Genomic DNA, 22,519 nt, shown 5'->3' on the forward strand with positions numbered 1-22,519 from the left:
AACATACAAAACAAAACGCCATAAGTACATATCATGCACTCATGGCGTCTTTATTTTCCTAATTCAATTGAACAATCAAATGAAGGTTAGATATTGAACCTATTCAAACATATCCAGACGAAGGCGTTTCAGACTTGTGTGCTGAATGTACCATTCCCCGTCGATCTTCACAAATGTCTCATGGTAATGCCCGAACCCGTGAAAAGATGTATTTTCATTACCTTCAGGGAAAGTTACCCAATCCTCCATCGGAGAGATAACTTTGGCTTCGTTCTCGGATACAAATTCTACTTCGGCGCTATGTACGTGATGCACCGTTACCGCTACATCGACAAGATCACGGAATACTTGTACGATCGTGTCGCGGCCGTTCAATACAGGAATAGGGTTACCTTCTGTGCTAAAATCGGCTACAGCATCTGGAGCGAAAACCCCGCCCAGTGCGTCCCACTGTTTTGTATCAATAAAGCGGCAATAACGTGCTTTGGTGTTTCTAATGCTCTCCAGTGCAAGCAGTCGTTCCAGTCCAGTGATGGTTGATTGGCTCATGTGTTGTTCCTCCAGAGATGTAAGATATGTTCGTAAATACTTCGTGCTATGTATGCAATAAAACTCTAATTCATTGTACCATCCTGTTCTTACCAGGCACAACAACAGACCATACGTTTGAATATTACCCATCTGAGGTATGTATTGAAACACCTTATCTTCCCTACAAAAAAAGTCCAAGAGCAACAGCACACTTTATCTGTTTACGCTTAGACCTTGTTTGTTAGGACTTGTATTGGTTTGTAATCAACGACCCATCTTGTCCAGATTCTACTTCTCTGTGTGGGAAGAATGCCATGCCTTCATCTCAGCAGCCAACTCAGACATTTTGCGATTATTCAGATAGTCCTCCATCTGCTCCTCCGCATGCACCATCACCCTTTGGATCAAACAACTGCTGTTATGGTTCTGTGTACATTCAAACAAAGAAGCCTTTCCTTCAATTGCATGGATAATCTCAAGAAAAGAAGGGTCTGGATTTTTACGACTCAGACGGTAACCTCCATTCGCTCCCGAGGTCGATTCGATCATACCTGCTTTGACCAGTTTGGTGAGGATTTTGGATAGATAAGTAGGCGATACCTTCTGTAGCTCTGCGAGCTGATGTACGCTAACCAACTGCTCTGGCTCGGTAATTACAAGATGCAGCATCGTATGCAAGGCATAGTTCGTAGCTTTTGAATATTTCATGAGGGCACCTCATTATATACGGATTTAATTTATCCATAATAGACCTGATTAAACGTAGTGTCAAACTTCTCATCTTCTCCAGCTAGCACTCCCTAATTTCGGCTGAATTCTATATTCGACGCTGTGATGCTGCCAGACATCCTTCGTATTCAAAAACGGACTTTTTGAACAACCTCTTTCATTCTAACTATGGTACAAGCCTCGGTAATCTGTAGGTGTCATGCCTTCTCTTGCCATAAACTGACGGTTAAAATAACTGGCATTCGGATACCCCGCCTCTTCTGCAATCTGTCCAATATTAGCTGTTGGCCGCTCCAATAACCATTGCTTCGCCATCTGTAACCGGGAACGTGTAATAAACTCCATCGGTGTCATCTCTACAGCGCTCTTGAACAATTTGCAAAAGTAGTACGAGCTTACTCCCGCCAGATCAGCCCAATCCTGTAGCAAGAATGGCTGACAAGCTTCCTGCTGCATCTGTGGAAGTAAGGCTAGCACACGGCTTTCGGCGTTGCTTGTACGTGTGTTTTTCAGTGGAACCGCATGCTGAACGAACTCAGCCAATACTGCATAGGTGAGCGTGGACAACTGGGCTGGCCGCAGCATTCGATTCTGTTCCGCTTCCGTGAGCAGTGCCAGATGTGCTTCTTCCCACGGGGCCTGCTGACGCAGCGTCCATAACAGGTTACGGTGCAGACCTCGCTCAATCATATAATCATGCAACCGATCACCATAAAAATGAACCCAACGCACATCCCATGGATCGTCTTCGCTACTGAAGTATCGCTGCTGCTGCTGCGGAAAATACAGGACAGCCTGTCCAGCTCGAAGCTCATGCACGACACCGTCTGCTTCAACGTATCCTTTGCCTGCGGCAACGTAGTGAATGTTGAAGTTGTTGAGCGCACCTGCTTCACGCCAAACGTTATGTTGGATGTGTTCTGTATAGTGTCCAATCGACTCGGGATAACAAAAATAAGGAATATTTTGAAGGGTCAGCAGCGTTGTCTGTCTTAACATAAACCGTTTCTCCCTACTTAACAATTTTGTGTTAACTATAATCAATATATTATCATTTTAATTCATTCATGTATCTCATATAATCACAATATACATTCATATACAGGAGGAATACAACTATGAATTCAGATCGTAAATTGCGTTGGGGCATTCTTGGTAGCGCTAGCATTGCTGTACGCTCCGTTATTCCGGGTCTGCAACAATCCGAGCTTAACGTAGTCACTGCCATTGCCAGTCGGGATGAAGAAAAAGCGAAACAGACTGCCGACCAACTAGGTATAGATCAAGCATACGGCAGTTATGAAGCATTACTTGCTGATGACTCCATCGATGCTGTATACATCCCCCTTCCAAACCATCTGCACCGGGAATGGACAATTCGCGCCGCAGAAGCAGGCAAGCACATTCTGTGCGAGAAACCACTCGCGCTGACTGCGAAGGAAGCCGAGGAAATGGTTCAAGCATGTGCGGATGCTAAGGTAAAACTTGCGGAAGCACTCATGTATCGCCATCACCCTCGTTATGATCAGATTAAAGAGATTATCGCTAGCGGTGAAATTGGTACAGTTCGCGGAATTCACAGTACATTTTCATTCAACAATTCCGGTTCGGATGGTAACGTTCGATTCAAACGGGAATGGGGCGGCGGAGCTCTATATGATATCGGCTGTTATTCCATCAGTGCTGCACGTCTAATCTTAGGGCAAGAGCCTATTGCAGCAACGGTAATCGGCCTGTTCTCTCCTGAACATGACCATGTGGATATGATGGCTTCAGGATTGCTGGAGTTCGATGGCCAAGTTGGTGTTACGTTTGACAGCAGCATGTGGGCTGCATTCCGTAATACGCTGGAGGTTCTCGGATCAGATGGTCTAATTGAAGTACCTTCTGCTTATATAAGCAATCCAGATGCAGGATCTAACTTCTACGTTACTTCAGGTGGAGATCGTAGAGAGGTTGTTGTTCCGCAAGTGAATCACTATTCCCTTCAGGGAGATGATATGGCACGTGCTGTACTTCATGGTGAGGCACTGCGCTTCGCGCCTGCCGATGCCGTATCCAACATGAAGGTGCTCGAAGCTTGTCTGCGCTCAGCAGAAGAACGTACACGAATCACACTTTAAGAGGTTGTTCAAAAAGTTCGCTTTTGATTACGAAGCATGCCTAACGGCATCACAGTATAAATATGGGATTCAGCCAGAACACGAACTATATATAAGGACGGTGTGTAAATATGGAATATATTACGATTGATGGTGCAGGTAAACGCATCTCCCGGTTAATTAAAGGCACGGACTATTTTGTACATGACGCCTATGAAAAAGTTGCAGCGAATATGGATGCATTCCTGTCCATCGGTGGAAACACCGTGGATACGGCTCATATCTATTGCGGAGGACAGAGTGAAGAAGTGCTTGGACGTTACATGCAGGAGCGCGGCAATCGTGATGAGATTGTCATTCTGACCAAGGGTGCTCACCACAACCAGGACGGCCCACGGGTTAATCCTGATGCCATTCGCAGCGACCTACTGACGAGTCTGGAACGACTCCAGACCCCTCATGTCGAGTTATATGCCTTGCACCGCGATGACCCGAATGTTGCCGTTGGTGTGATTCTTGAAGCGCTGAACGAGCATATTGAAGCAGGCAAAATTGGTGCGATTGGTGCATCCAACTGGACTTGGCAACGCTTAGAAGAAGCCAATGCCTATGCCGCAGCCCATGGTCTGAAAGGATTTACATTCAGCAGCCCGAACCTCAGTCTTGCCAAAGCAAATGAACCGTTTTGGGCAGGCTGTGTATCCGCAGATGCAGAGACGCTGGCTTGGCACGAACGCACACAATTGCCTTTGCTGTCCTGGTCTTCCCAGGCTCGTGGTTTCTTCACAGGTCGCTTCACACCAGAAGTACGGGATAATGCAGATCTGGTGCGTGTGTTCTATAGCGATGGCAACTGGGAACGACTGCACAGAGCTGAACAGCTGGCTGCAGCCAAGAAAACAACACCAATTCAGATTGCCCTTGCGTATGTCTTGAATCAATCCTTCCCAACGTGTGCGCTGATCGGCGCTCAAAACCAGGCAGAACTGCTGTCCTGCGACGAAGGATCACGCATCTCCCTATCCACTCAAGAAGTGAATTGGTTAGATCTTGGCAGTGATGAGAAGCCTTCATCTCTGTAGTTGTGTCATTGTAAAGATTATCTATTGAAACGAAAAGGCTCACTCCCAGATCTACTGGAAGTGAGCCTTTTCGATATATTTCAGGACATAAATGATATAGGGGATAAACGATCATGAATGCCTTTTTCTTTTTTCAGCTATTATAACGTATTTACAGTATTACAGTTTTACGATCTGACCTGTTTTCTCCGATTCGAAGGCAGCCAGAATGACTTGTAGGGAACGCAGGCCCTCTTCACCAGAGATGCTTGGAGGTGTGTTCGTAACAATAGATTCTACGAATGCATCGATGACACCACTTGGTACTTGCTTCTCATTCGTAGCCATAGCGCCTACTTTGTAAGTTTCAACTGTACCATTCGTCAGTTCAACGATAACCTCGTCACCATCGACTGTACCAATCTTCATCACACCATTCTCGCACCATAGAACAGTACTGTTGTCCCCTGCGCGATATTGCGTCCAGCTAGCTACCAAAGTACCGATTGCACCGCTCTTCATGCGCAGCAGGCATGTTGCGTTATCGTCTACTTTCGTACCTTCTTTGTGCAATGTGCTGATGAATCCAGCCACTTCGGATACTTCATCACTCAGCAAGTAACGGATAAAGTCGGATTTGTGTACGCCCAGGTCGCCCATCGCACCCATGATCGCTTCTTCTTTACGGAAGAACCAGCTTTCAGCGCCATCCACACTCCAAGCCTCTGGTCCAGGGTGACCAAAGGAAGTACGGAAATTCAATACTTTACCCAGTCTACCGGAATCCAGAATTTCCTTCGCTTTCACGTGAGGAGGCATCAGACGTTGATTGTGTCCAACCATAAGGAATACGTTATTTTTCTTAGCAGCTTCAATCATCTGCTCGCCTTCTTCAGTAGATACAGCCATCGGTTTTTCTACCAATACATGCTTACCAGCGTTCGCCGCAGCAATAGCCATCGGAGCATGCAGGTAGTTCGGTGTACATACACTTACCGCGTCAACCGTTTCGTTAGCAAGCAATTCTTCATAGCTGGAGTATGCCTTACCACCGTAAGTTTCAGCCATTTTCTCTGCACGCTCCACAATCGGATCGGCAAAAGCGACAAGCTCAACATGTTCATTATCAGCGTATTCTGGAATATGTCTGCGCTCGGCAATGGCTCCACAGCCGAATACAGCAACTTTAATTTTACTCATGTACAAATGTCTCCTTTGACAAGTAGATTAGCTTTGCATCTTCTGTTATGAATGCTTAATGCTCTGATTAAAATTGGTTCAAGTAGTTCTGTTTCAGCCAGTTGTAGCTGTTGGCTACGCTTTCAAGAGGTGGATTCTGACATACATCCTGTTCTACAATCAGCCACTCTACGCCTGCATTGGTAGCTGCCTCAATCACGGCTGGCAGATCAACTGAACCTTGTCCCAGTTCCAGTGTTTTCATCTGACCCTGTTCGTCTTTGCTGAAATCCTTCAAGTGAAGCAGCGGCAAACGTCCCGCATATTTATTAATATACTCGATTGGATTTTGTCCCGCAAACTGAACCCAGCATACGTCCATCTCAACCTGTACGGACTCTGGTGTCGTTTGAGTAAACATCGCGTCAAAGGCATTCTCATCGCCAACTTGGCCGTGGAATTCAAAATCATGGTTGTGGTAACCAAAGATCAAGCCTTGTTTTGTAACCTCTTCCCCATATCCTTGAAGCTCAGCAAACAGTTTCTTCCAGCCTTCTGCGTCCTCTGGACGATCTTCTGGCATCAAGTAAGGGCAGATCATATATTGAGCCCCAATCGTTTTGAGGTAATCGATTTGTTGTTGTAGGTTCTCACGCATTGCATGCAGTGAAACGTGGCTGCTGAATCCTTTCAAACCTAGTTCGTCTAGTAGCGCTTTCATTTCTTCGGCAGGAATATCTCCATATCCAGCAAACTCCACGCCTTCATAACCAAGCTCAGCTACTTTGCGCAAAGTTCCACGGAAATCTGCTGCAGTCTCATCGCGGAGTGTGAACAATTGCAATCCAATATTACGTTTTCCCATGATATCTACACCTCTGCTCTAGAATTTGCTTTCATTGCTCTATCTGGTTTCATCCTACCGCAAAACAGGCTAGAATGAACATATACAATATCGTCAAACCATGAACTATTTGATCAAATTTTTCTGACGTGGGTTAACATGAATTTCCATGTTAAATTCCAATCACGAAATATACGGTATGACCGTGAATGAATCGTATTGTTGAGCATCATGCTACACCTACATACAGGAGGATTACATCCAATGGAAACTACAGTACTGATCTGCGACTACTCCTACCATTACAAAGCATTTAATCATAATATGAGGGGCAACCTACAGAGCTTTTTGTTCCGCCTCCAGACCGAAGGTACATGCAAGATCTATATCCAAGATGAGGAATTTACCATGACCAGTGGGGATCTCCTCTTACTTAAGCCTGGGGATGATTATCGTCTTGTCGTAGAAGAGCCACATAAAGAGGGACGTTTGTCGAGTGGGGATTATTATTTATTTTGCGAGGGAAGCTGGATTGAACAATGGTGGGGGCAAACAGCACGACCTACCCTCAGCCGCATCGGCTTAGATGACAAATTGGTTAGTCTATGGCGAAACATGCTACTGGAGAAGCGGCGCGGCCCCCTAGAAGAAAATGCCGAGCTAAACGATGCACTCCTTCGTGGCTTGTGCTTATACATTGACCGAGCGATCAAAGAAAACATTCAGACCGACCGTGCCGTCTCCTCGGCCTTGAAGCTGAAACGTTTCATCGAGGAGCATGCCACCGTAACGTTCAAACTGGAAGAGGCAGCACGATACGCAGGACTAAGCCTGTCACGTGCAGTACGTTTGTTCAAGGAGCACTATGGTCAGACTATGATTCAATATGCCATCGAAATTCGTCTGAATGCTGCGCTGGAGCGTATGAAATACAGTGAAATGACATTGGAACATATTGCTGAATCCTGTGGATTTGCAAGCTATTCCTATTTTCATCGGGTCTTCCGTACACACTTCGGGATGTCACCTGCGGAATATCGGGAATCGCAGTCCCATCCACCAATGGATCTAGAGCACGTTTGAATGAAGTGGTTAAGAAACATATTTTCGGACACACCAAGGAGCCTTACTCCTCTAGACCTGGCTTAATCACATAAGCTAAAGTTTAGAAGGGCAGGGCTAGGTGTCGTCTTCTCCTATTGTTATAGCGCTCACTCTAACGATAGAATTAGATATTTTTCCAGTTGAATTCTTTCTCAAACTAGATATTTACACACTCTCCACTTGTTGAACATGTGTAGGATATCTGAAGCAGATCGCACCGAACTCATCATTCCCAATATGGTAGTCCGGATCTTCTTCAAAACCAAATCGTCGATACAACGCTACGGCATTAAGCATACTAGGACTTGTATACAGATAAACATAATCACGATTGAACTCTTTGGAAGATTCGACGCAACGATCAAGCAATGCCCGCGCAACACCATGCCCCCGCCAGTCTGGATGAACAGCAAGTAAGCGAATAAACGGGTAATCAATTGGCGACTCGAAGCCGGCATACGCTTTTTGAGCCGTCTCAAACAATTGGACTGTGCCCACAATGCTTTCTTCTATTCGAGCTACCCATAATTGTGCAATAGACGGGTTATGAAGTGATTCTCTAATTTCCCCAATATACTTATCCCAGCGCTCCTTATCGTTAAACGCACTTTCATATTCGGTGTAACTCGTCACAAGCACATCTACAATCTCCGCATAATCTTTCTCATGCGCCAGCTCCACAGTTATGTTGGTTGTCAATGTTAACCCCCCTCTATAATTACACAGGATCAATAAGTCGTTCATCGTTCATTCGTGATTAAGTTCCAGATTAAAAAAAGAGTACTCTCATAAAAACTTTAAAAATCCTAGTTATCAACTACGGATTATATGTTTTCGTCATTGTAGCATGCATCTTTCACAGTTGATGATTAATTGTTTCTATTCTTAGATTGATATTTTCTATAGAGGTAGAATATATCATCTTTATTTTCGCCAAAAGTATGCGGTTCTACAATTGTCCAAGAAATAGAACGCGCTAATTCGACACATAATTCCAAAATGTTCCTTATGTGATATAGTATAAAATACCTATATTAGAGGAGTTGTTGCATGTTGAAATGGACGTTTATTAAATCGTTGCTTATTGCCAGTCTGATTAGCCCACTATTGGTACTAGGCAATTCCGCTGAGGCGAAAGACCTTCCGGAGCCCGAATGGGTGTACAACATTGACAAGGGGGAATGGAGTCTTCCTTGGAATATAATCCCTGGGGTCGTTGTGGATTCCCGAGGTAATCAGAGCCTACTTGGTTATAAAATGGTTGGAGGGAAACGTTATTTAGAAAATATAGATCCCTTATCGGGAACTCTCCGATGGTCTATCCTTGAAAATTTTGATTTTGTCCCTTCAGAAGACGGGTACATTTTCATGTTCGACAAGAACAACAAAGTCAGTGCCATGAACTTAGCAAGCGGTAAGAAAACATGGACGGGTACTCTACCCTTCAACAAAGATGTTGCATATCATTCCTATGAGAGTGACATGTATCCGGGTAAGGACGGAAGTCTGTATGTCGCTTCGCATTCAAAAGATTATAAAGCCACCTTATATCACTATGATTCTAATGGCCGGAGAACCAAAAAATATACATTGCCGTATTCCATCGTTGGCATAGAAGGTGATTATGTATTTGCCAAAACCTATAGTGATGACCCTAATACATATATTTTAAATCTTGCTACAGGAAAAAAAATCGTAACGGTGAAGAACGGAATATCATACATTCCCGTCAATGTACTAGGGGATGGTACTTTCGTTACTCAAAACGTTGTCAAAAATGCGGTAACACTCAAAGCCTACAATCCTAAAGGGCAGTTAAAATGGACAAAAAAACTTCCATATGTAAGCGAACGGACGGAGACCTACACACTCCAGGATCGTCTGCTCTTTATGGATGGTAAAAACAATTCATTAAAGCTGTATGCTTCAGATGGTAAACTGCTGGCAAGCAAATCATACAAACCCATCGCTACAGGTTATAACCGTTTCATGCGACTGATCGAGGTTTCAAAGGATCAGCAAAGTATCATGTTCACCGTTAAAAAAGGAAAGGATTACGAAATCAACATATTGGATTCAACCAATCTGAATGTAATTAAAGCCTTCACTGAAACAGAACGAGATTTCTATAGTAATGCAAACTACGAGCTCCTCAATAACAGAACCCATTTTATTGTAGTGGACTATACGGGAAAATCGATCGTGAATTATGACCTGACACGAATAGATTACTAACAAGTTATGAATTAGCAATATCGTTAGAGAAGCCGCCATCTCCTCGGAAAATGTATCTACGATACACACTCCGACAGGTGGTGGTTTTTCCTTTGCGCGAACGTTGAAGTCTTCAAACTCCCCCATGACGCTTCTTCAACAAACCTGTATAGTTAACCATAGTACGCTAACACCAACCTTTGATTAATTCTTATTTATACATAGCAGAGCCATTCATATTTTTTCGAACTGGAGCGATAGCCATGGAATCTAAACGCAAAGTTCTCATTATTGAAGATGAACAGGATATTTCACGCATTCTGCGAGACTATTTGATCAAGAACAACTACGAAGCTGCGATTGCGAGTAACGGTCAAGATGGATTGCACATCATGGATATGCTGCAGCCAGACTACATCATTCTGGACATTATGCTCCCAGATCTGGACGGCATCGAGGTCTGCCGTGAGATTCGGCGCCGTAACAATATTCCGATATTAATATTAAGCGCGAGGGGCAGCGATACGGATAAAGTGCTGGGGTTAGGCTTTGGCGCTGATGATTATATGACCAAACCCTTCTCGCTCAGTGAGTTACTCGCTCGGATCAACGCACACTTCCGCAGATATGATCGTCTGACAACGGAACGTGTCTCTACCGATCTGTTGAGGCTGTCTAACCTCGTCATTGATAAGAAGGGATACAAAGTAACGTTAGATGATCAAGAGATCTCACTCTCTGCCAAAGAATTTGAGTTACTTCACTATCTGGCAAGCAACAAAAATCAGGTTTTCTCGAAGTCACAGCTTCTAGATGCGATCTGGGGTTACACCGCTTATGGAGATGAGAATACCGTTACCGTGTATATACGCAGATTGAGAGAGAAAATTGAAGCAAACCCTTCCGAGCCGCTTCTACTGAAAACCGTTTGGGGTGTCGGCTACAAGTTCAACCATGAGTAAGCCAAAGGGAGGCACCGAAATGTCACTACATATGTGGTCCAAACGTTGGCTACGCACATCCTTCATTCTGCTAATGATTTTGATCACATGCAGTCTGATGCTTTTCGTGAATCTGCTTATGGACAGGCAAAACAACACCTCCAATCTATCCATTAGTCAGGTGCGGCTTACGGTTAACCCCCTTCTTCTTGAACTTGGACAAAAACAGCAGCAGTTAACGGATCCGGCAACGCAGGATCATTTACGATCTATCGCGCAAGAGAATGGGATTGAGCTGACCTATCTTGGATTAGATGGTGTTGTGGTCGTATCTTCTAGCCCTTCCTTGGAGGGCACGCGGCTGAATCTGCAATCTGTACTGCATTATGATCTGAATCAAGCGGCACAGGTTAGGGATGAAAACAAATCACTCCACATCGCCTTTCCAGTCATCGATGAACGACAAGGAAGCCAGATCGGCAATGCCATCTTTACAGTTCCCCTATCTATGGTTGTTGTTGAGCAGCCGCTCACTTTCGCCTTTTGGGTCATGCTTGCATTAGCTGGTGTCTCCCTCGTGTTAGGCGCTTGTCTGATCGCTATGAAACGAAAGGTTAAGAAGAACCTGCTCTCTCCGATCAATCAATTGAAAGAACACGCAGCGTCTATTCTCAAAGGGAAGTACGATCAGCCCATTCAATACACCAGAGTAGATGAAATGGGTGAATTATACGCCATACTTGATCTGATGCGCGCGGAGATCATGCATCTGAGTGCAGAGCGTATCCGGCAGGAACAAGCACAGAAAGAACTGATCACTAATATATCGCACGATCTCAAAACACCCATTACAACAGTTAAGGCATACATAGAGGCAATTCTCGAAGGTTTATGTTCTGATGAACAAACGTTGATGGAGTATATGGAGATCATGCGAACACATACGGATAAAACGGCTAGATTGGTTGAAGATCTGCTCGTTCACGCTTTGCAGGAGCTAGGTCAGATCTCGGTCGAGCCTCGCGAAGTGTATAGCCTTGCCACCTTTCAACATATGTTACAGCCCATTGCACACATGGTGGAGATGCGAGGTCTGAATTATGAAGAACCGGCATTGATCCCTAATGTGCTTATGCGGATTGACTCAACGAGAATGGAGCAGGTTCTATCCAATATCGTATTCAATGCCCTTAAACATACCTTTCCTGGAGATACGATTCGGATTATGACCGAGCTGAATGCTGAACAATTTATACTGACTATTGCCGATACGGGGCAAGGTATTCAGCCTCAGGATATGCCTTTTATATTTGAACGATATTTTAAGGGCGCATCTTCACCTTCTAATTCGTATGTGCAGGAGGGAACGGGTCTAGGTCTATCCATCTGCAAAAGCATTGTTGAAGCACATGGAGGTCAGATCACCTTTTCGAGTAAAGAAGGACAAGGTACGATTTTTCAGATTCATCTGCCCATCTGTTAACCTGCTGACCATGTAATACTTTATTCATAATTAGATAAGGTTTCCTCAAGGTGTCTCCCTTAGAATTGACACTAATATGAATCATAGGGAGTGATCTTCTTGGTCAAGTCAGCCATTATACGCGCTCAAAACTTATGTAAAACCTACAATACGGGTAGCGAGCAGTATCATGCGATACGTAATGTTGATCTGGATATATACGAAGGTGATTTTACCGTAATCATGGGCAACTCGGGTTCAGGCAAATCTACCCTATTGTACCTGTTAAGCGGCTTAGATCAGGTAACCGCAGGCGAAGTTTATTTCCGGGATCAACGCATTGACGCTTATACGGAACGGGAAATGTCTGAATTCCGCACCCGCCGAATCGGTTACATCTATCAAAGTATCAACCTTGTCCCAGACCTCTCCATTCAACAAAATATTGCATTACCTGGCTATATCGCCGGTTCCAAGAGGAGTGAGGTCGCCGCCAGAGCTAGTCAATTGATGACAGCCATGGATATCAATGAACAGCATCATCGCCTTCCCTCTGAAACTTCCGGTGGACAGCAACAACGAGCAGCCATTGCACGCGCACTAATTAACTCACCAGATATGTTATTTGCTGATGAACCTACAGGTAGTTTGAGCTATGAGCACGGCCAGGCTGTCCTTGATATCTTGACCGATATCAACCGCAAGGGACAATCGGTCGTTATGGTCACTCATGATATCAAGGCTGCATGTCGTGCAGACCGCCTTATTTTTATCCGAGATGGTAAGGTAGCAGGTATTCTTGAATTCAGCAAATATGACGAAGAGCAGATCCACGATCGTGAATCGATGATCTTCAATTTTGTGTCGAGGAAGGAATAAGACTATGGCGATCATGTGGCGATTGAGCCTTTCTTACCTCAGACAAAACAAAACGCAAAATGGATTTAGCACGCTTCTCATTCTCTTATCCACACTACTTGTAGCAACAGCCGTCATTATTCTGGCGAATACCGGCAATTTATTCAAAGAAATGCATGATCGTACCCATGGCTCCCACCAGATTCTTAGCTTTGAGAAAAACCTGAATGACCCTGAGGCTGTGTATCGTTGGTGGCAAGCACAAGAACACGTTGATGTCTCCCCTTTACTAAAATACAGGACACTGTCAGGGATTACGTTTGACGGACTGGATATTCCAAATCTCTATCTTTACATGATAGATACGCCTGCTCCCCCATGGGATGTGGATCAACTCGTTTTTGCCAGCGGATTGCAACCAACTTTGCCTGAACAAGGTTCGGTCTGGATCCCTACCTCCATGGCGAACTCATACCATATCGCCATTGGCGATACGATAAGCTTCAGAGCAGGCTCCACTAACCTCAATCTGACGGTTTCCGATATTGTCGTAGATGTTCCTTACGGTGCCCCATTTACCAATACTGCACGGGTCTGGATGAATCCAACGGATTATCAACATGATGTTCAGACACTCGCAGGAAATGACAATTATATGTTCGGCATTCATTTTGACTATTACAGTACGAATTCACAGTATTGGGAGAAGTATAATCTTGAACATGATGTCCCTTTTCTGGAGAACAAGATGGAATTTGAGAGCATATCCTCCTTCTATCTAATTATTAATCAGATTATCGGGTTCATTATGATCTTCCTCGGCGTAGTGATGCTAGTCATCGCTCTCGTTACGATTGGGTTCACCATTTCCGATGCAATCTTGGCTAACTATAGAACGATAGGGATCCTCAAATCACTAGGCTTGACTTCCCATAAGATGATTGGCACATATGTTATACAGTACGCTATGTTATCGCTAGTCGCCATTCTTCCTGGGCTTATGTTAAGTATATGGATATCCAAACCGTTAATCAGCATCTCTGTATCCTCGCTCAGAGCTGATAGTGGTGATATTCCAATGCAGGGAATTGGCGCAGCACTGCTTGTAGGAGCCTTGCTCTTCGCTATGGTCATCTTGTTCGTTATCCTGTACGCCAACAAAGCACGTCATATCGAACCTGTGCAGGCCATTCGTTATGGAATGTCTGAAGCCGATCATATCCGTACTGCTCATCGAATGAATACACCGTTCTTTAATTCGATTGGGTTCTCACGATACCCTGTATCGGTCGTTATTGCCTTTCGCAACCTGATGAAGAATATCCGTAGCTCTGCTCTTATCCTGCTGCTCACGATGATGGCATCAGCTGTACTCGTTCTTGGTTATGTCGTTGTGACGAGTGTCAGCGGAATATATCAGACAGCCGCTAAATGGGGTTATGATAATGCCAACATCGCAGCCGTCGTGGTCAATAAGGGTAGCTTTTCCAGAGAACAACTAGAACAAGTCTTAGAACAAGATCCCCGCATTCAGAATGTGGGCTGGCAAGGCAATACCTCCGGCGTCATCCATCCTGACACTTTAGTCGATACGCAAAGTCAATCCACGAGTCTGTTTCTAAGTGTCTTGGACGGGAGCTATGATGAGCTTGGGTTTGAAAATCTAAGAGGAGCTAATCCACGGCTGGAGAATGAAATTTCGATTGGGATAAACATAGCCAGAACGTATCATAAGGATCTCGGTGATCTCATTGAACTCAACATTGAAGGACAGAAGCGCACTTTTGTGATCACAGGTATCTATCAAGCCATTGCCAACATGTCCGTCTCCGGACGAATTACTATGGATGCGATGCATAGCGTGAACTCCAACTACAATGATGTGGATGTTGCTTTTATTAATGTGAATGATTCGGTTCAGGTAGAACCTGTTGTGCATGAGTTGAACGAGCAATTCAAGGATTCTACTTCTGTTGTGACCCAGAAAACGCTGCTTGATTCAGTATATGCTGAAGCCGCTGGCATTCTGGTCTATCCGATGGCTCTGATCGGACTGCTGTTTATTCTGGTTACGTTTATCATTATCTTTAGTACCTGCCGGATCAGCATTCGCAAGGAAAGCAGAACGTATGGTATTTACAAATCCATTGGCTTGACGTCAAACCAAATCCGCTGGTCGATTGCGATGGGCATTGTGGTGTTGTCGTTCATTGGTGCTTTATTAGGCATTGTCATAGGCATATATGTGCTACCAGTCCTTCTGGAGCTTGTCCTTTCTGGATACGGAATCGTAGAGCTTCCCCTTATTCTGAACTGGGCTGGAATCCTATTATTCGCCTGCCTGACCGCACTTGCTGCAGCATATGGTTCTTGGGTATCTTCCCGAGTTATCCGTCATTCCTCTCCGCGCAATCTGGTTATCGAATAAGAAGAGAAGAGATAAAAGAACGGAACAAAAACAGAAGAAGCCCTCTCGTCTCCTTAAAAGGAACGAAAGGGCTTCTTCGTATGATCTACTCTGTTGAAGAACCAGGACTCGTAATATTGATCTTCACCTTATACGTAATCGGCACGGTACTGAAGATTTCATCCCAGTCATCCTTGACCTTCTTCCACACTTTCGGATATTTGATCCGTAAACTATCCCGGAAATCGGCAACATCTACTTTGTAGGTATGTTGAAGTTTGTGGAGCACCTGACCAATTTGTTGTTCCGCCATATCCGTGAAATTTTGTTCTAACTCTCTAAGGTAGGCTCCCTTCTCTTCTTCTTCAGGTGCACGCCAATCCTCCATCAGCCAACCTTCGGATTCTGCCTTTACGTCAAATGAAATTTCGTTACCAACTACTTTAGGTGTGATTTTGGTTTTTTTCTTCTTGATTTCATATAACACAGTGAAACCTTGTTTGTTGTATGTCTTGACCACACCACCGCGTTCTTTGGCCATGAGCCACGATAATCCCTCCAGATCTGTTTGGTTCAGCTCACCAATGAACTTCGTTGTATCTCCCTTAAAAATGCTAGCTCCAGAGAATTTGTCCTCGCCTTTAAAACTAAGTACATTCTGTAACAGAAAGCTAGAACCCGATTGCATCTGAGCATCTAACTTGGTTAACGGAACAGGCTCCATAATTTTATTGGACAAGTACGAGTTATTACTGATGCCCGTGAGGTAAAAAGCTGGAATTCGTGTGGGATCATCTGACGTAAGCACATCAACAGCACGTCGATGGCTAATTAATACCAGGCAATTAGGGCGAATATCATTATCCCGCAGTACAAAATCAAGCAGTTGGTCCAGGCCATACTTTTTGGCAATGTCCTTCGATATGACAATGACCTTCAGATGATGTCCGATGAGCGGACGATCTCGCCGTAATGCAAACTGACGAAAGATCTGCAACATCGAATCCCCTGTTAGCTGTTCATTGGAATACGAAGTTTTACCCGCAGCGGGAGAGCCCGATTGTCCACTTTTTTGACCACTCGCATACCCGGGGGCGATCTGAACCGTTGCAGTGACAACTTTCTCCTTAGCATAATCGCCCCCTTGAGCTGCGACGTTCTTTTCAAACTCTGTCTCTTGGGCGACATCAATGCCTAGACCCACATATAGACTTAGCTCCTCAATTTCTCTACTGCTCCAACAACCAGATACCAATAACAGAATGCATAAGCTAGTTATTGTACGTACAAACATACGGAATCGAATCATGCATGTTTGCCTCCTTTTTTGCGAATCAGACTTAATACCAGCAGCACCAGAGGTAAGATAGCAAACAAGAATACAGATGCATTGCCCAGCATATCCCCTAATGCAAAGGTCTGATCCACATTTTTGGGCATCAATGCTGTGATATAGATAAATGGAAGCAGTGCATACATAATAACTGGCATCTTCTTCGCACGAAATAAATCACGTATCCCCACCGAAGCGCAGTAATGAGTAATAACTGTTGTCGAGAAAATTTGCATAATCCAGATCACGAGCAATAAGGATTCGAAACGCTCAAAAATTAGACCTTGGATCTCGAAGCTTCTCACCAAATCCAGTGTTGGCCATGTTCTCGTCTTAATACCATCCAGAGACAGACTACCCACAACCATAACAACGGTGATTAAGTAAACAATGGTAGAAGTCATCAATCCCCAGGTCATTGCCTTATTGCTTTTTTTCGGATTATGCATATATGCCGTTATGACCAGCATCACCTCGTAGCCGGTATACGATAGCAAAGAAGGCTTCAACCCTTTAAGCACTGGCATAATCCCATCTCCGAGTACAGGGCGTAGATTGCCAATCTCGAACAACTGATTACTAAGCAGAATTTCCATCACAAAAATAATCAGCGTAATTGGCAATATAATCTCAAACACACGCACAATAACGGCAAGTCCACCAGTAATCAGATAGATGCCTACCCACATAAAAACCATTACGATCGCCCAAGTCGGCGTACGCTCAAGCAGATACATTCCCGTTACATCCGCCATAACTCTAATTTCGAATGCAGCGATAACCGTGAAATACACAATCATGGCACAGCCCAATATGTAAGCAATCCAGCTCCCCGTGATCTCGCGGGTGAACTGGAAAACGGTTTTCCCTGGAAAGCGACGACACAAAGTGACCAGAATAATGCCAATGCCTGTAACGATCAGCCCAGCCAAAATAATGGAAATCCAGACATCTGGTGTTCCGACCGCTTTACTGGTTGTTCGAGGTAACGTTAAGATCCCGGCACCCAGCATGTAATTGACAATAATTACAACGGCCTGTGTCGTCGTAATTTTGCCTAGAGGGCTTTCTCCATTCAATGCAATTCACCTCCAGCCCTTTTGTAAATGAACCTATTTTTTACGATCCTCGTCTATAGGATTAGTCATAATCGGACGTTTTCTCATCATATTTAACGGAGCACGGATGAAGAAATCCTTCCATTCACCCAGGTGATACGGGACGGCTGGCGCAACATAAGGTACCCCGAAACTTGAGAGTCGTGACAGATGTGTACACACAAGCAAAAAGAACATAACCACCCCGAATAATCCGAGTACCGCTGCACTAAACATCGCCACAAACCTTAGAATACGTAGTGTTAACCCTGCACTATACACAGGAATCGTAAAGGACGATATCGCCGTAACCGCTACAACAATGACGAGGAACTGACTGATAATTCCGGCCTGTACTGCAGCTTGACCAATAATTAGACCTCCTACGATTCCCATCGCAGGTCCAATTGGCTTAGGTAAACGAATTCCTGCTTCCCTCAGAATCTCAATGGAGAGCTCCATAATCAATACTTCAATTAGAGAAGGAAATGGTACCCCTGTCCGTGTCTCAATTATCGTCAATACCAGTTTGGTTGGAATAAGCCCCGGATGGAATGAAATAAAAGAGATATAGAGAGCAGGAGCGAGCAAAGCAAGCATTGCAGACATAAAACGCAGCATTCTTAGAAAAGTGCCCGGAATCCACCGTTCGTAATAATCCTCAGGCGATTGTAGCAGCATGCTAAAGGTCACAGGCACAACCAATACAAAAGGTGTCCCATCCAGCAAAATAGCTACCCGACCCTCAAGCAAAGCGCCCATGACCCGGTCAGGTCTTTCTGTATTCAGAATCTGTTGAAACGGACTAAGGGTACTATCTTCAATCAGTTGCTCCACATAACCCGATTCGAGCATATCATCCATATCCATCTCTTGAATTCGCTTCTGCACTTCAGCTACAAGCTTAGGGTCAGCAATATCCTGAATATAGGCAATCGCCAAATCTTTTTTGACACGTGAGCCAACTTCGAATTTTTCAATAAATAAACTCTGATTACTACCATGGCGACGCAAAATACCTGTATTATCACTTAACTCCTCTGTGAAACCGATCCGGGGGCCACGAAGTAGCCCTTCGGATAAAGGTTCATCGACACCACGCGTTTTTCCCTTCGCTGTGCCAATTAACATGGCCCCAGGTAACCCATCCACCAATAATGCATTCTTGCCTAACAGCACAGCAATGGACAGCTCCTGAAGAGATTGTGTCTCCTGCACCTGACTTACAGGAAGCAGTTGTTCCTTCAAATACGACGTCAGGAAGTCAGCGTTATTATCTTGCACGAACTCCCCCTGAGTCTGCTCAGGCACACCTTCGAACATCAATGATTTAATAAGGTACTCATCCATTAAATTCATATCTGTGAGTCCTTCGGTAAACATGACCGCAGCCCGTGTATTCGTACCTCTAATCGTGAACTCGCGAAGATGCACATCTGCATTTTTACCAAAGGTTTCTTTAATACTAATCAGATCCGTATCATAGTTACCGGTTATTTTAATATTGGCATAGTGCCCTGTCTCCGTTCCGCTTCCTACTCCCGCAGCGGCAGGTGAGATGTCCTTTGGGGATATCAACGGTTTGGTGGAGCGGGTGAAGCTACCACGCTTGATTGAAGTATTGATCCATCGTGTGATCAAGGTAATGCCAATGGGAATGATAATGACCAAGAAGGCCTGAATCCATACTGGCCATTTGGGCACATAGGAAACGATGGTAGACCACATATTCTCACCCCAACATTTCTCTGCATCGTTAGCTGCAGGTATTCGAGAGTATTGTTTCCCCGTTTCCACACAAACATTCCCGTTTTTGTAAACAAAAAAAACGGTTCCCCTTAAGGAACCGCATCCAACTTTAAACGGATATACATTTATGCAATTCATTTATGTAGCTCATAGGAACCCCAGATATAAGATATGGCATGATTCAACCTGCAATCTGAAACTGCCAGCAATTCATCACACGATTTTGGTTACTTGCTGCGCCTTGGCATCGAGTAACTGAGCAGCTGCGGCAATCGACGTGAAGTCATTCAAAGCGATCTCTATCCGCTCTTTACTCTGTCCCACGTATTCCTCAACCTTTTGTGTACCGCCCGAGATATTTCCGATCTCTTTGGTAATTCCGGTAACGCTATCACGAATTTCATTAATCGAATTCTCTACAATCCCGGATAGCTTTTTCACTTCTTTGGCAACAATATCGAATCCTCGCCCATACTCCCCGCGTGTGCAGCTTCAATCGCAGCATTCAAAGCGAGTAACTGCGTTTGTGATGCAATTTCCCGGATCGTCTGTACCACCCTTGAATCGATCCAGCTTGTTCCTGCAAATGAGTCAACGTTGTGCGATTATGAGCGGACACCTCTGAAATGATTGAAATACTGGACATTAATTCCCGACTCCGTCCAATTCCCCGTCTGCTTGCTCGCTCAGCTCATGAGACATCGTTTTCAATTCATTTACGACTGTAGATATATTCGTTTGACGGTTGGTGATGTTGGTCGCTATTTTTGACACACCGAGTATTTTTTGATTGTTTTCATCATAAACAGGCATATACGTAGCCTCAAGCCACACGGAATTGCCATTTGCATCCTTACGTTCTACCTTATCCTGAAAGCTTACTCCACTGAAAATACTGCTCCAGAATGCTTCATATTCCACACTGTTCACAAAGTGATCAAAGCAAAACTGTTCATGCTGCATACCGTACATCTCTTCTTTTTGATAGCCCATCGTTGTGGCAAATACATCATTCACATATGTAACCTTGCGTTTCATATCGAATCGAATAATCGCCAAACTTTTCTCCATCGCTTTGATAACCAAGTCATCTGTCACAACATCTTTTTTCATTACATCCACTATAGACACGCCATATCCCCCACTCTAAACCATGATAGAAACCTCTTGCAATAACAGGCTAGGCTAAATAACACTTCATATAATATGTATCTCTATTAATTCAAGATAACTATATTAATGATACCCGGATTCGGGACTTTTGGATCACTAATTCGAACATAAATAATCATTGGCTTGATCATACAATAGCATTTCGATTTGTACCATACTTTAATTCGCACATTCTCTTAAATAATGTAGGAGAATAACCGACAATAAAAAAAGGGGATTTCTGTGATAAATCTCACTTTTTGGTCAGGAGGAATAGGTATATGTTTAAGGGTTTAAAGAGAACAGTTCGGCTTGGCCTGCTGCTTCTTGTCTCTACTGCCTTTGTTGTTCAAGGAGCTACGGTTGGGACTCCAGTAGTTCAGGCAGCGGACAATGTGATTAAAGCAACCGATTTGGGAGTCAAAGCGAATTCAAAAAACGCTCAAACCAAGGAAATTCAAAATGCATTAAAGTATTTCTATGATCGAGGAATGGAAGGAACCGTTTATTTTTCAAAAGGTACATACTATGTCGATGAATCTATTCGTTTATACGCTGGTGTTAGTCTAACCGGTGATGGAATGGGACAAACCATTTTCAAAAAGACAGGCTCTTCTAGCCAATATGTCATCGGTAACCCAATTCTTCGTAATCAATCCAATCGAATCAATGTGAAGATATCTAATCTGACGATTGATGCCGATCGTGAAAATCGGGAAGCTCGCGGTGCTAGTCAGGTAGGTGGGATCATTATCGATGTTCCTGTCTCCCACCTCATCCTTGACCAGATTGAGATTCGGGATACCACCATTGGAGCCTTGCTACGTAGAACGAAAGATTCCGAGATCACCAACAGTCGCTTTGACCGAAACAATGGACATGCCATTGCCACAGGACACGAAAGCTTCCCTGCTGGTGAGTTTAGCAACGTCAAAATCTTAAATAATCAGATTACGAATTCGGGCAGCGGCAGCGGAATTAACCTTTCTCGTGCGACCTATACCACCGTGTCCGGCAATCAAATCATTAACCGTACCCACCAATCAGACGGCTATGCTGGTATTCGTATCCCTAATGACGGTGCCAACAACACCATTACAAACAATGTGATTGAGAACTATCCGCGGGGTATCTTTGTACTGACAGGAGCAACCGGAAATCATGTTTACGGCAATACGATCAAAAATGCTTCTCTTCAAGGTCTGCTGGTGCAAGCAAGTGGCAATACCTTTACAGACAATGAATTTATTCAAACGAATACTTCGCTTAAACCAGATGCTGTTATTCGTCTAGATGGCTCCAACCAGAATAAAGTGATTGGTAATGAGATGACAACCCATTCCGGTTTCTCCATTACCGGTATCCGTCTTACCAACTCTAGCTCGAATGAAATTAAGAACAATATTACCGATACTTCAGGCAAGTCCATCAGTATTGAAGGTGGAAATGGCAACGTAAATACAGGTAACCGTAATCGCTAAGCTAAGGAACAGACGTAATTTAGAGAGTATTATAGTAAACAGAGAGCAAAATAGCAGAATATTAACCAAAGAGTAATACAGAAATATTAGAATATGCATCAGATACTGATGTGAGTAGCGAATAGCCTGAACAACAAGTAACTTATGTCAAAATCCCCTCTGCTACCTTTATGGAAGCAGGGGATTTTTTTATTGTTTCATTTGGTGAATTCATCAATAACAATAATATAAGTATCAAATATGGTAAAATTAAACTATACATACATGAGAGGGGA

General features: G+C 44.1%; 19 protein-coding genes and 1 pseudogene. 9 read left to right on the forward strand and 11 right to left on the reverse strand.

The features are described 5' to 3' along the window. Window positions 1-99 precede the first annotated feature (99 nt). The 3 genes from DMB88_RS25955 to DMB88_RS25965 form a co-directional block, all read right to left on the reverse strand. Window positions 100-549 (reverse strand): nuclear transport factor 2 family protein, encoded by a 450-nt coding sequence (locus DMB88_RS25955; RefSeq protein ID WP_128103634.1) that lies wholly within the window; start codon window positions 547-549, stop codon window positions 100-102. Window positions 550-819: 270 nt separating this feature from the next. Then, window positions 820-1,239: an Rrf2 family transcriptional regulator gene (locus DMB88_RS25960; RefSeq protein WP_128103635.1), complete on the reverse strand. Its 420-nt coding sequence runs from the start codon at window positions 1,237-1,239 to the stop codon at window positions 820-822. Between the two features lie 183 nt (window positions 1,240-1,422). After that, window positions 1,423-2,259 (reverse strand): AraC family transcriptional regulator, encoded by an 837-nt coding sequence (locus DMB88_RS25965; RefSeq protein ID WP_128103636.1) that lies wholly within the window; start codon window positions 2,257-2,259, stop codon window positions 1,423-1,425. Between the two features lie 119 nt (window positions 2,260-2,378). Here DMB88_RS25965 and DMB88_RS25970 point away from each other — a divergent pair, with 119 nt between their 5' ends. Continuing rightward, window positions 2,379-3,383 (forward strand): Gfo/Idh/MocA family protein, encoded by a 1,005-nt coding sequence (locus tag DMB88_RS25970; protein ID WP_128103637.1) that lies wholly within the window; start codon window positions 2,379-2,381, stop codon window positions 3,381-3,383. 110 nt (window positions 3,384-3,493) lie between these two features. Next, entirely contained in the window at window positions 3,494-4,444 is a 951-nt protein-coding gene (locus tag DMB88_RS25975; RefSeq protein WP_128103638.1) for an aldo/keto reductase, read from the forward strand. Between the two features lie 159 nt (window positions 4,445-4,603). On the opposite strand, the gene DMB88_RS25980 is transcribed toward DMB88_RS25975, so the two are convergent. After that, entirely contained in the window at window positions 4,604-5,623 is a 1,020-nt protein-coding gene (locus DMB88_RS25980) for a Gfo/Idh/MocA family protein (RefSeq protein ID WP_128103639.1), read from the reverse strand. A gap of 67 nt (window positions 5,624-5,690) precedes the next feature. After that, window positions 5,691-6,467: a sugar phosphate isomerase/epimerase family protein gene (locus DMB88_RS25985; protein ID WP_128103640.1), complete on the reverse strand. Its 777-nt coding sequence runs from the start codon at window positions 6,465-6,467 to the stop codon at window positions 5,691-5,693. Between the two features lie 243 nt (window positions 6,468-6,710). Between DMB88_RS25985 and DMB88_RS25990 the strand changes: the two genes are divergently transcribed. Further along, on the forward strand, window positions 6,711-7,529 hold the full coding sequence (locus DMB88_RS25990; RefSeq protein ID WP_128103641.1) for a helix-turn-helix transcriptional regulator: 819 nt from the start codon (window positions 6,711-6,713) through the stop codon (window positions 7,527-7,529). A 186-nt stretch (window positions 7,530-7,715) separates the two neighbouring features. Here DMB88_RS25990 and DMB88_RS25995 read toward each other — a convergent pair whose 3' ends face one another. After that, window positions 7,716-8,249 carry a GNAT family N-acetyltransferase gene (locus tag DMB88_RS25995; RefSeq protein ID WP_128103642.1) on the reverse strand — a complete coding sequence of 178 codons (534 nt, stop codon included), beginning with the start codon at window positions 8,247-8,249 and terminating at the stop codon, window positions 7,716-7,718. 351 nt (window positions 8,250-8,600) lie between these two features. Here DMB88_RS25995 and DMB88_RS26000 point away from each other — a divergent pair, with 351 nt between their 5' ends. The 5 genes from DMB88_RS26000 to DMB88_RS26020 all read left to right on the forward strand — a co-directional run bounded on the left by DMB88_RS26000 (window position 8,601) and on the right by DMB88_RS26020 (window position 15,453). Beyond that, window positions 8,601-9,785, forward strand: a complete 1,185-nt coding sequence (locus DMB88_RS26000) for a PQQ-binding-like beta-propeller repeat protein (protein WP_128103643.1) — start codon at window positions 8,601-8,603, stop codon at window positions 9,783-9,785. A gap of 242 nt (window positions 9,786-10,027) precedes the next feature. Beyond that, complete coding sequence (locus DMB88_RS26005; RefSeq protein WP_128103644.1) at window positions 10,028-10,726, forward strand: response regulator transcription factor; 699 nt, start codon at window positions 10,028-10,030, stop codon at window positions 10,724-10,726. 19 nt (window positions 10,727-10,745) lie between these two features. Further along, window positions 10,746-12,188: a HAMP domain-containing sensor histidine kinase gene (locus DMB88_RS26010; protein WP_128103645.1), complete on the forward strand. Its 1,443-nt coding sequence runs from the start codon at window positions 10,746-10,748 to the stop codon at window positions 12,186-12,188. 99 nt (window positions 12,189-12,287) lie between these two features. Beyond that, window positions 12,288-13,046 carry an ABC transporter ATP-binding protein gene (locus DMB88_RS26015; protein WP_174715317.1) on the forward strand — a complete coding sequence of 253 codons (759 nt, stop codon included), beginning with the start codon at window positions 12,288-12,290 and terminating at the stop codon, window positions 13,044-13,046. 4 nt (window positions 13,047-13,050) lie between these two features. Then, a complete protein-coding gene (locus DMB88_RS26020; protein ID WP_128103646.1) occupies window positions 13,051-15,453 on the forward strand; it encodes an ABC transporter permease in 2,403 nt (800 codons plus the stop codon). An 85-nt stretch (window positions 15,454-15,538) separates the two neighbouring features. Here the strand turns inward: DMB88_RS26020 and DMB88_RS26025 are convergent, their stop codons facing one another. From DMB88_RS26025 to DMB88_RS32230, 5 genes and pseudogenes are all read right to left on the reverse strand, one after another. Further along, the gene (locus DMB88_RS26025) at window positions 15,539-16,741 is read right to left on the reverse strand and encodes a Ger(x)C family spore germination protein (RefSeq protein WP_128103647.1); all 1,203 of its coding nucleotides are present in this window, start codon (window positions 16,739-16,741) and stop codon (window positions 15,539-15,541) included. Further along, window positions 16,738-17,844 carry a GerAB/ArcD/ProY family transporter gene (locus DMB88_RS26030; RefSeq protein WP_285859221.1) on the reverse strand — a complete coding sequence of 369 codons (1,107 nt, stop codon included), beginning with the start codon at window positions 17,842-17,844 and terminating at the stop codon, window positions 16,738-16,740. The genes DMB88_RS26025 and DMB88_RS26030 overlap by 4 nt, the downstream gene beginning before the upstream one ends. Window positions 17,845-17,877: 33 nt before the next feature. Continuing rightward, complete coding sequence (locus DMB88_RS26035) at window positions 17,878-19,590, reverse strand: spore germination protein (RefSeq protein ID WP_128104621.1); 1,713 nt, start codon at window positions 19,588-19,590, stop codon at window positions 17,878-17,880. A gap of 234 nt (window positions 19,591-19,824) precedes the next feature. Next, a pseudogene (locus tag DMB88_RS32225) lies at window positions 19,825-20,168 on the reverse strand (methyl-accepting chemotaxis protein). Between the two features lie 88 nt (window positions 20,169-20,256). Continuing rightward, complete coding sequence (locus DMB88_RS32230; RefSeq protein WP_254438355.1) at window positions 20,257-20,742, reverse strand: PAS domain S-box protein; 486 nt, start codon at window positions 20,740-20,742, stop codon at window positions 20,257-20,259. 302 nt (window positions 20,743-21,044) lie between these two features. On the opposite strand from DMB88_RS32230, the gene DMB88_RS26045 reads away from it, so the two are divergent. Further along, window positions 21,045-22,244: a glycosyl hydrolase family 28-related protein gene (locus DMB88_RS26045; protein WP_128103648.1), complete on the forward strand. Its 1,200-nt coding sequence runs from the start codon at window positions 21,045-21,047 to the stop codon at window positions 22,242-22,244. The last annotated feature ends 275 nt before the right edge of the window (window positions 22,245-22,519 follow it).

Origin of the sequence: Paenibacillus sp. DCT19 (assembly GCF_003268635.1) — a bacterium.
Lineage (GTDB): Bacteria > Bacillota > Bacilli > Paenibacillales > Paenibacillaceae > Paenibacillus.

Coding starts and splice junctions, on each gene's coding strand:
- DMB88_RS26020 (WP_128103646.1), top strand. CDS start 13,051: ATGGCGATCATGTGGCGATTGAGCCTTTCTTACCTCAGACAAAACAAA.
- DMB88_RS25985 (WP_128103640.1), bottom strand. CDS start 6,467: ATGGGAAAACGTAATATTGGATTGCAATTGTTCACACTCCGCGATGAG.
- DMB88_RS26045 (WP_128103648.1), top strand. CDS start 21,045: ATGTTTAAGGGTTTAAAGAGAACAGTTCGGCTTGGCCTGCTGCTTCTT.
- DMB88_RS26035 (WP_128104621.1), bottom strand. CDS start 19,590: ATGTGGTCTACCATCGTTTCCTATGTGCCCAAATGGCCAGTATGGATT.
- DMB88_RS25990 (WP_128103641.1), top strand. CDS start 6,711: ATGGAAACTACAGTACTGATCTGCGACTACTCCTACCATTACAAAGCA.
- DMB88_RS25965 (WP_128103636.1), bottom strand. CDS start 2,259: ATGTTAAGACAGACAACGCTGCTGACCCTTCAAAATATTCCTTATTTT.
- DMB88_RS26000 (WP_128103643.1), top strand. CDS start 8,601: ATGTTGAAATGGACGTTTATTAAATCGTTGCTTATTGCCAGTCTGATT.
- DMB88_RS25980 (WP_128103639.1), bottom strand. CDS start 5,623: ATGAGTAAAATTAAAGTTGCTGTATTCGGCTGTGGAGCCATTGCCGAG.
- DMB88_RS25960 (WP_128103635.1), bottom strand. CDS start 1,239: ATGAAATATTCAAAAGCTACGAACTATGCCTTGCATACGATGCTGCAT.
- DMB88_RS26025 (WP_128103647.1), bottom strand. CDS start 16,741: ATGATTCGATTCCGTATGTTTGTACGTACAATAACTAGCTTATGCATT.
- DMB88_RS25975 (WP_128103638.1), top strand. CDS start 3,494: ATGGAATATATTACGATTGATGGTGCAGGTAAACGCATCTCCCGGTTA.
- DMB88_RS25955 (WP_128103634.1), bottom strand. CDS start 549: ATGAGCCAATCAACCATCACTGGACTGGAACGACTGCTTGCACTGGAG.
- DMB88_RS26010 (WP_128103645.1), top strand. CDS start 10,746: ATGTCACTACATATGTGGTCCAAACGTTGGCTACGCACATCCTTCATT.
- DMB88_RS26005 (WP_128103644.1), top strand. CDS start 10,028: ATGGAATCTAAACGCAAAGTTCTCATTATTGAAGATGAACAGGATATT.
- DMB88_RS25970 (WP_128103637.1), top strand. CDS start 2,379: ATGAATTCAGATCGTAAATTGCGTTGGGGCATTCTTGGTAGCGCTAGC.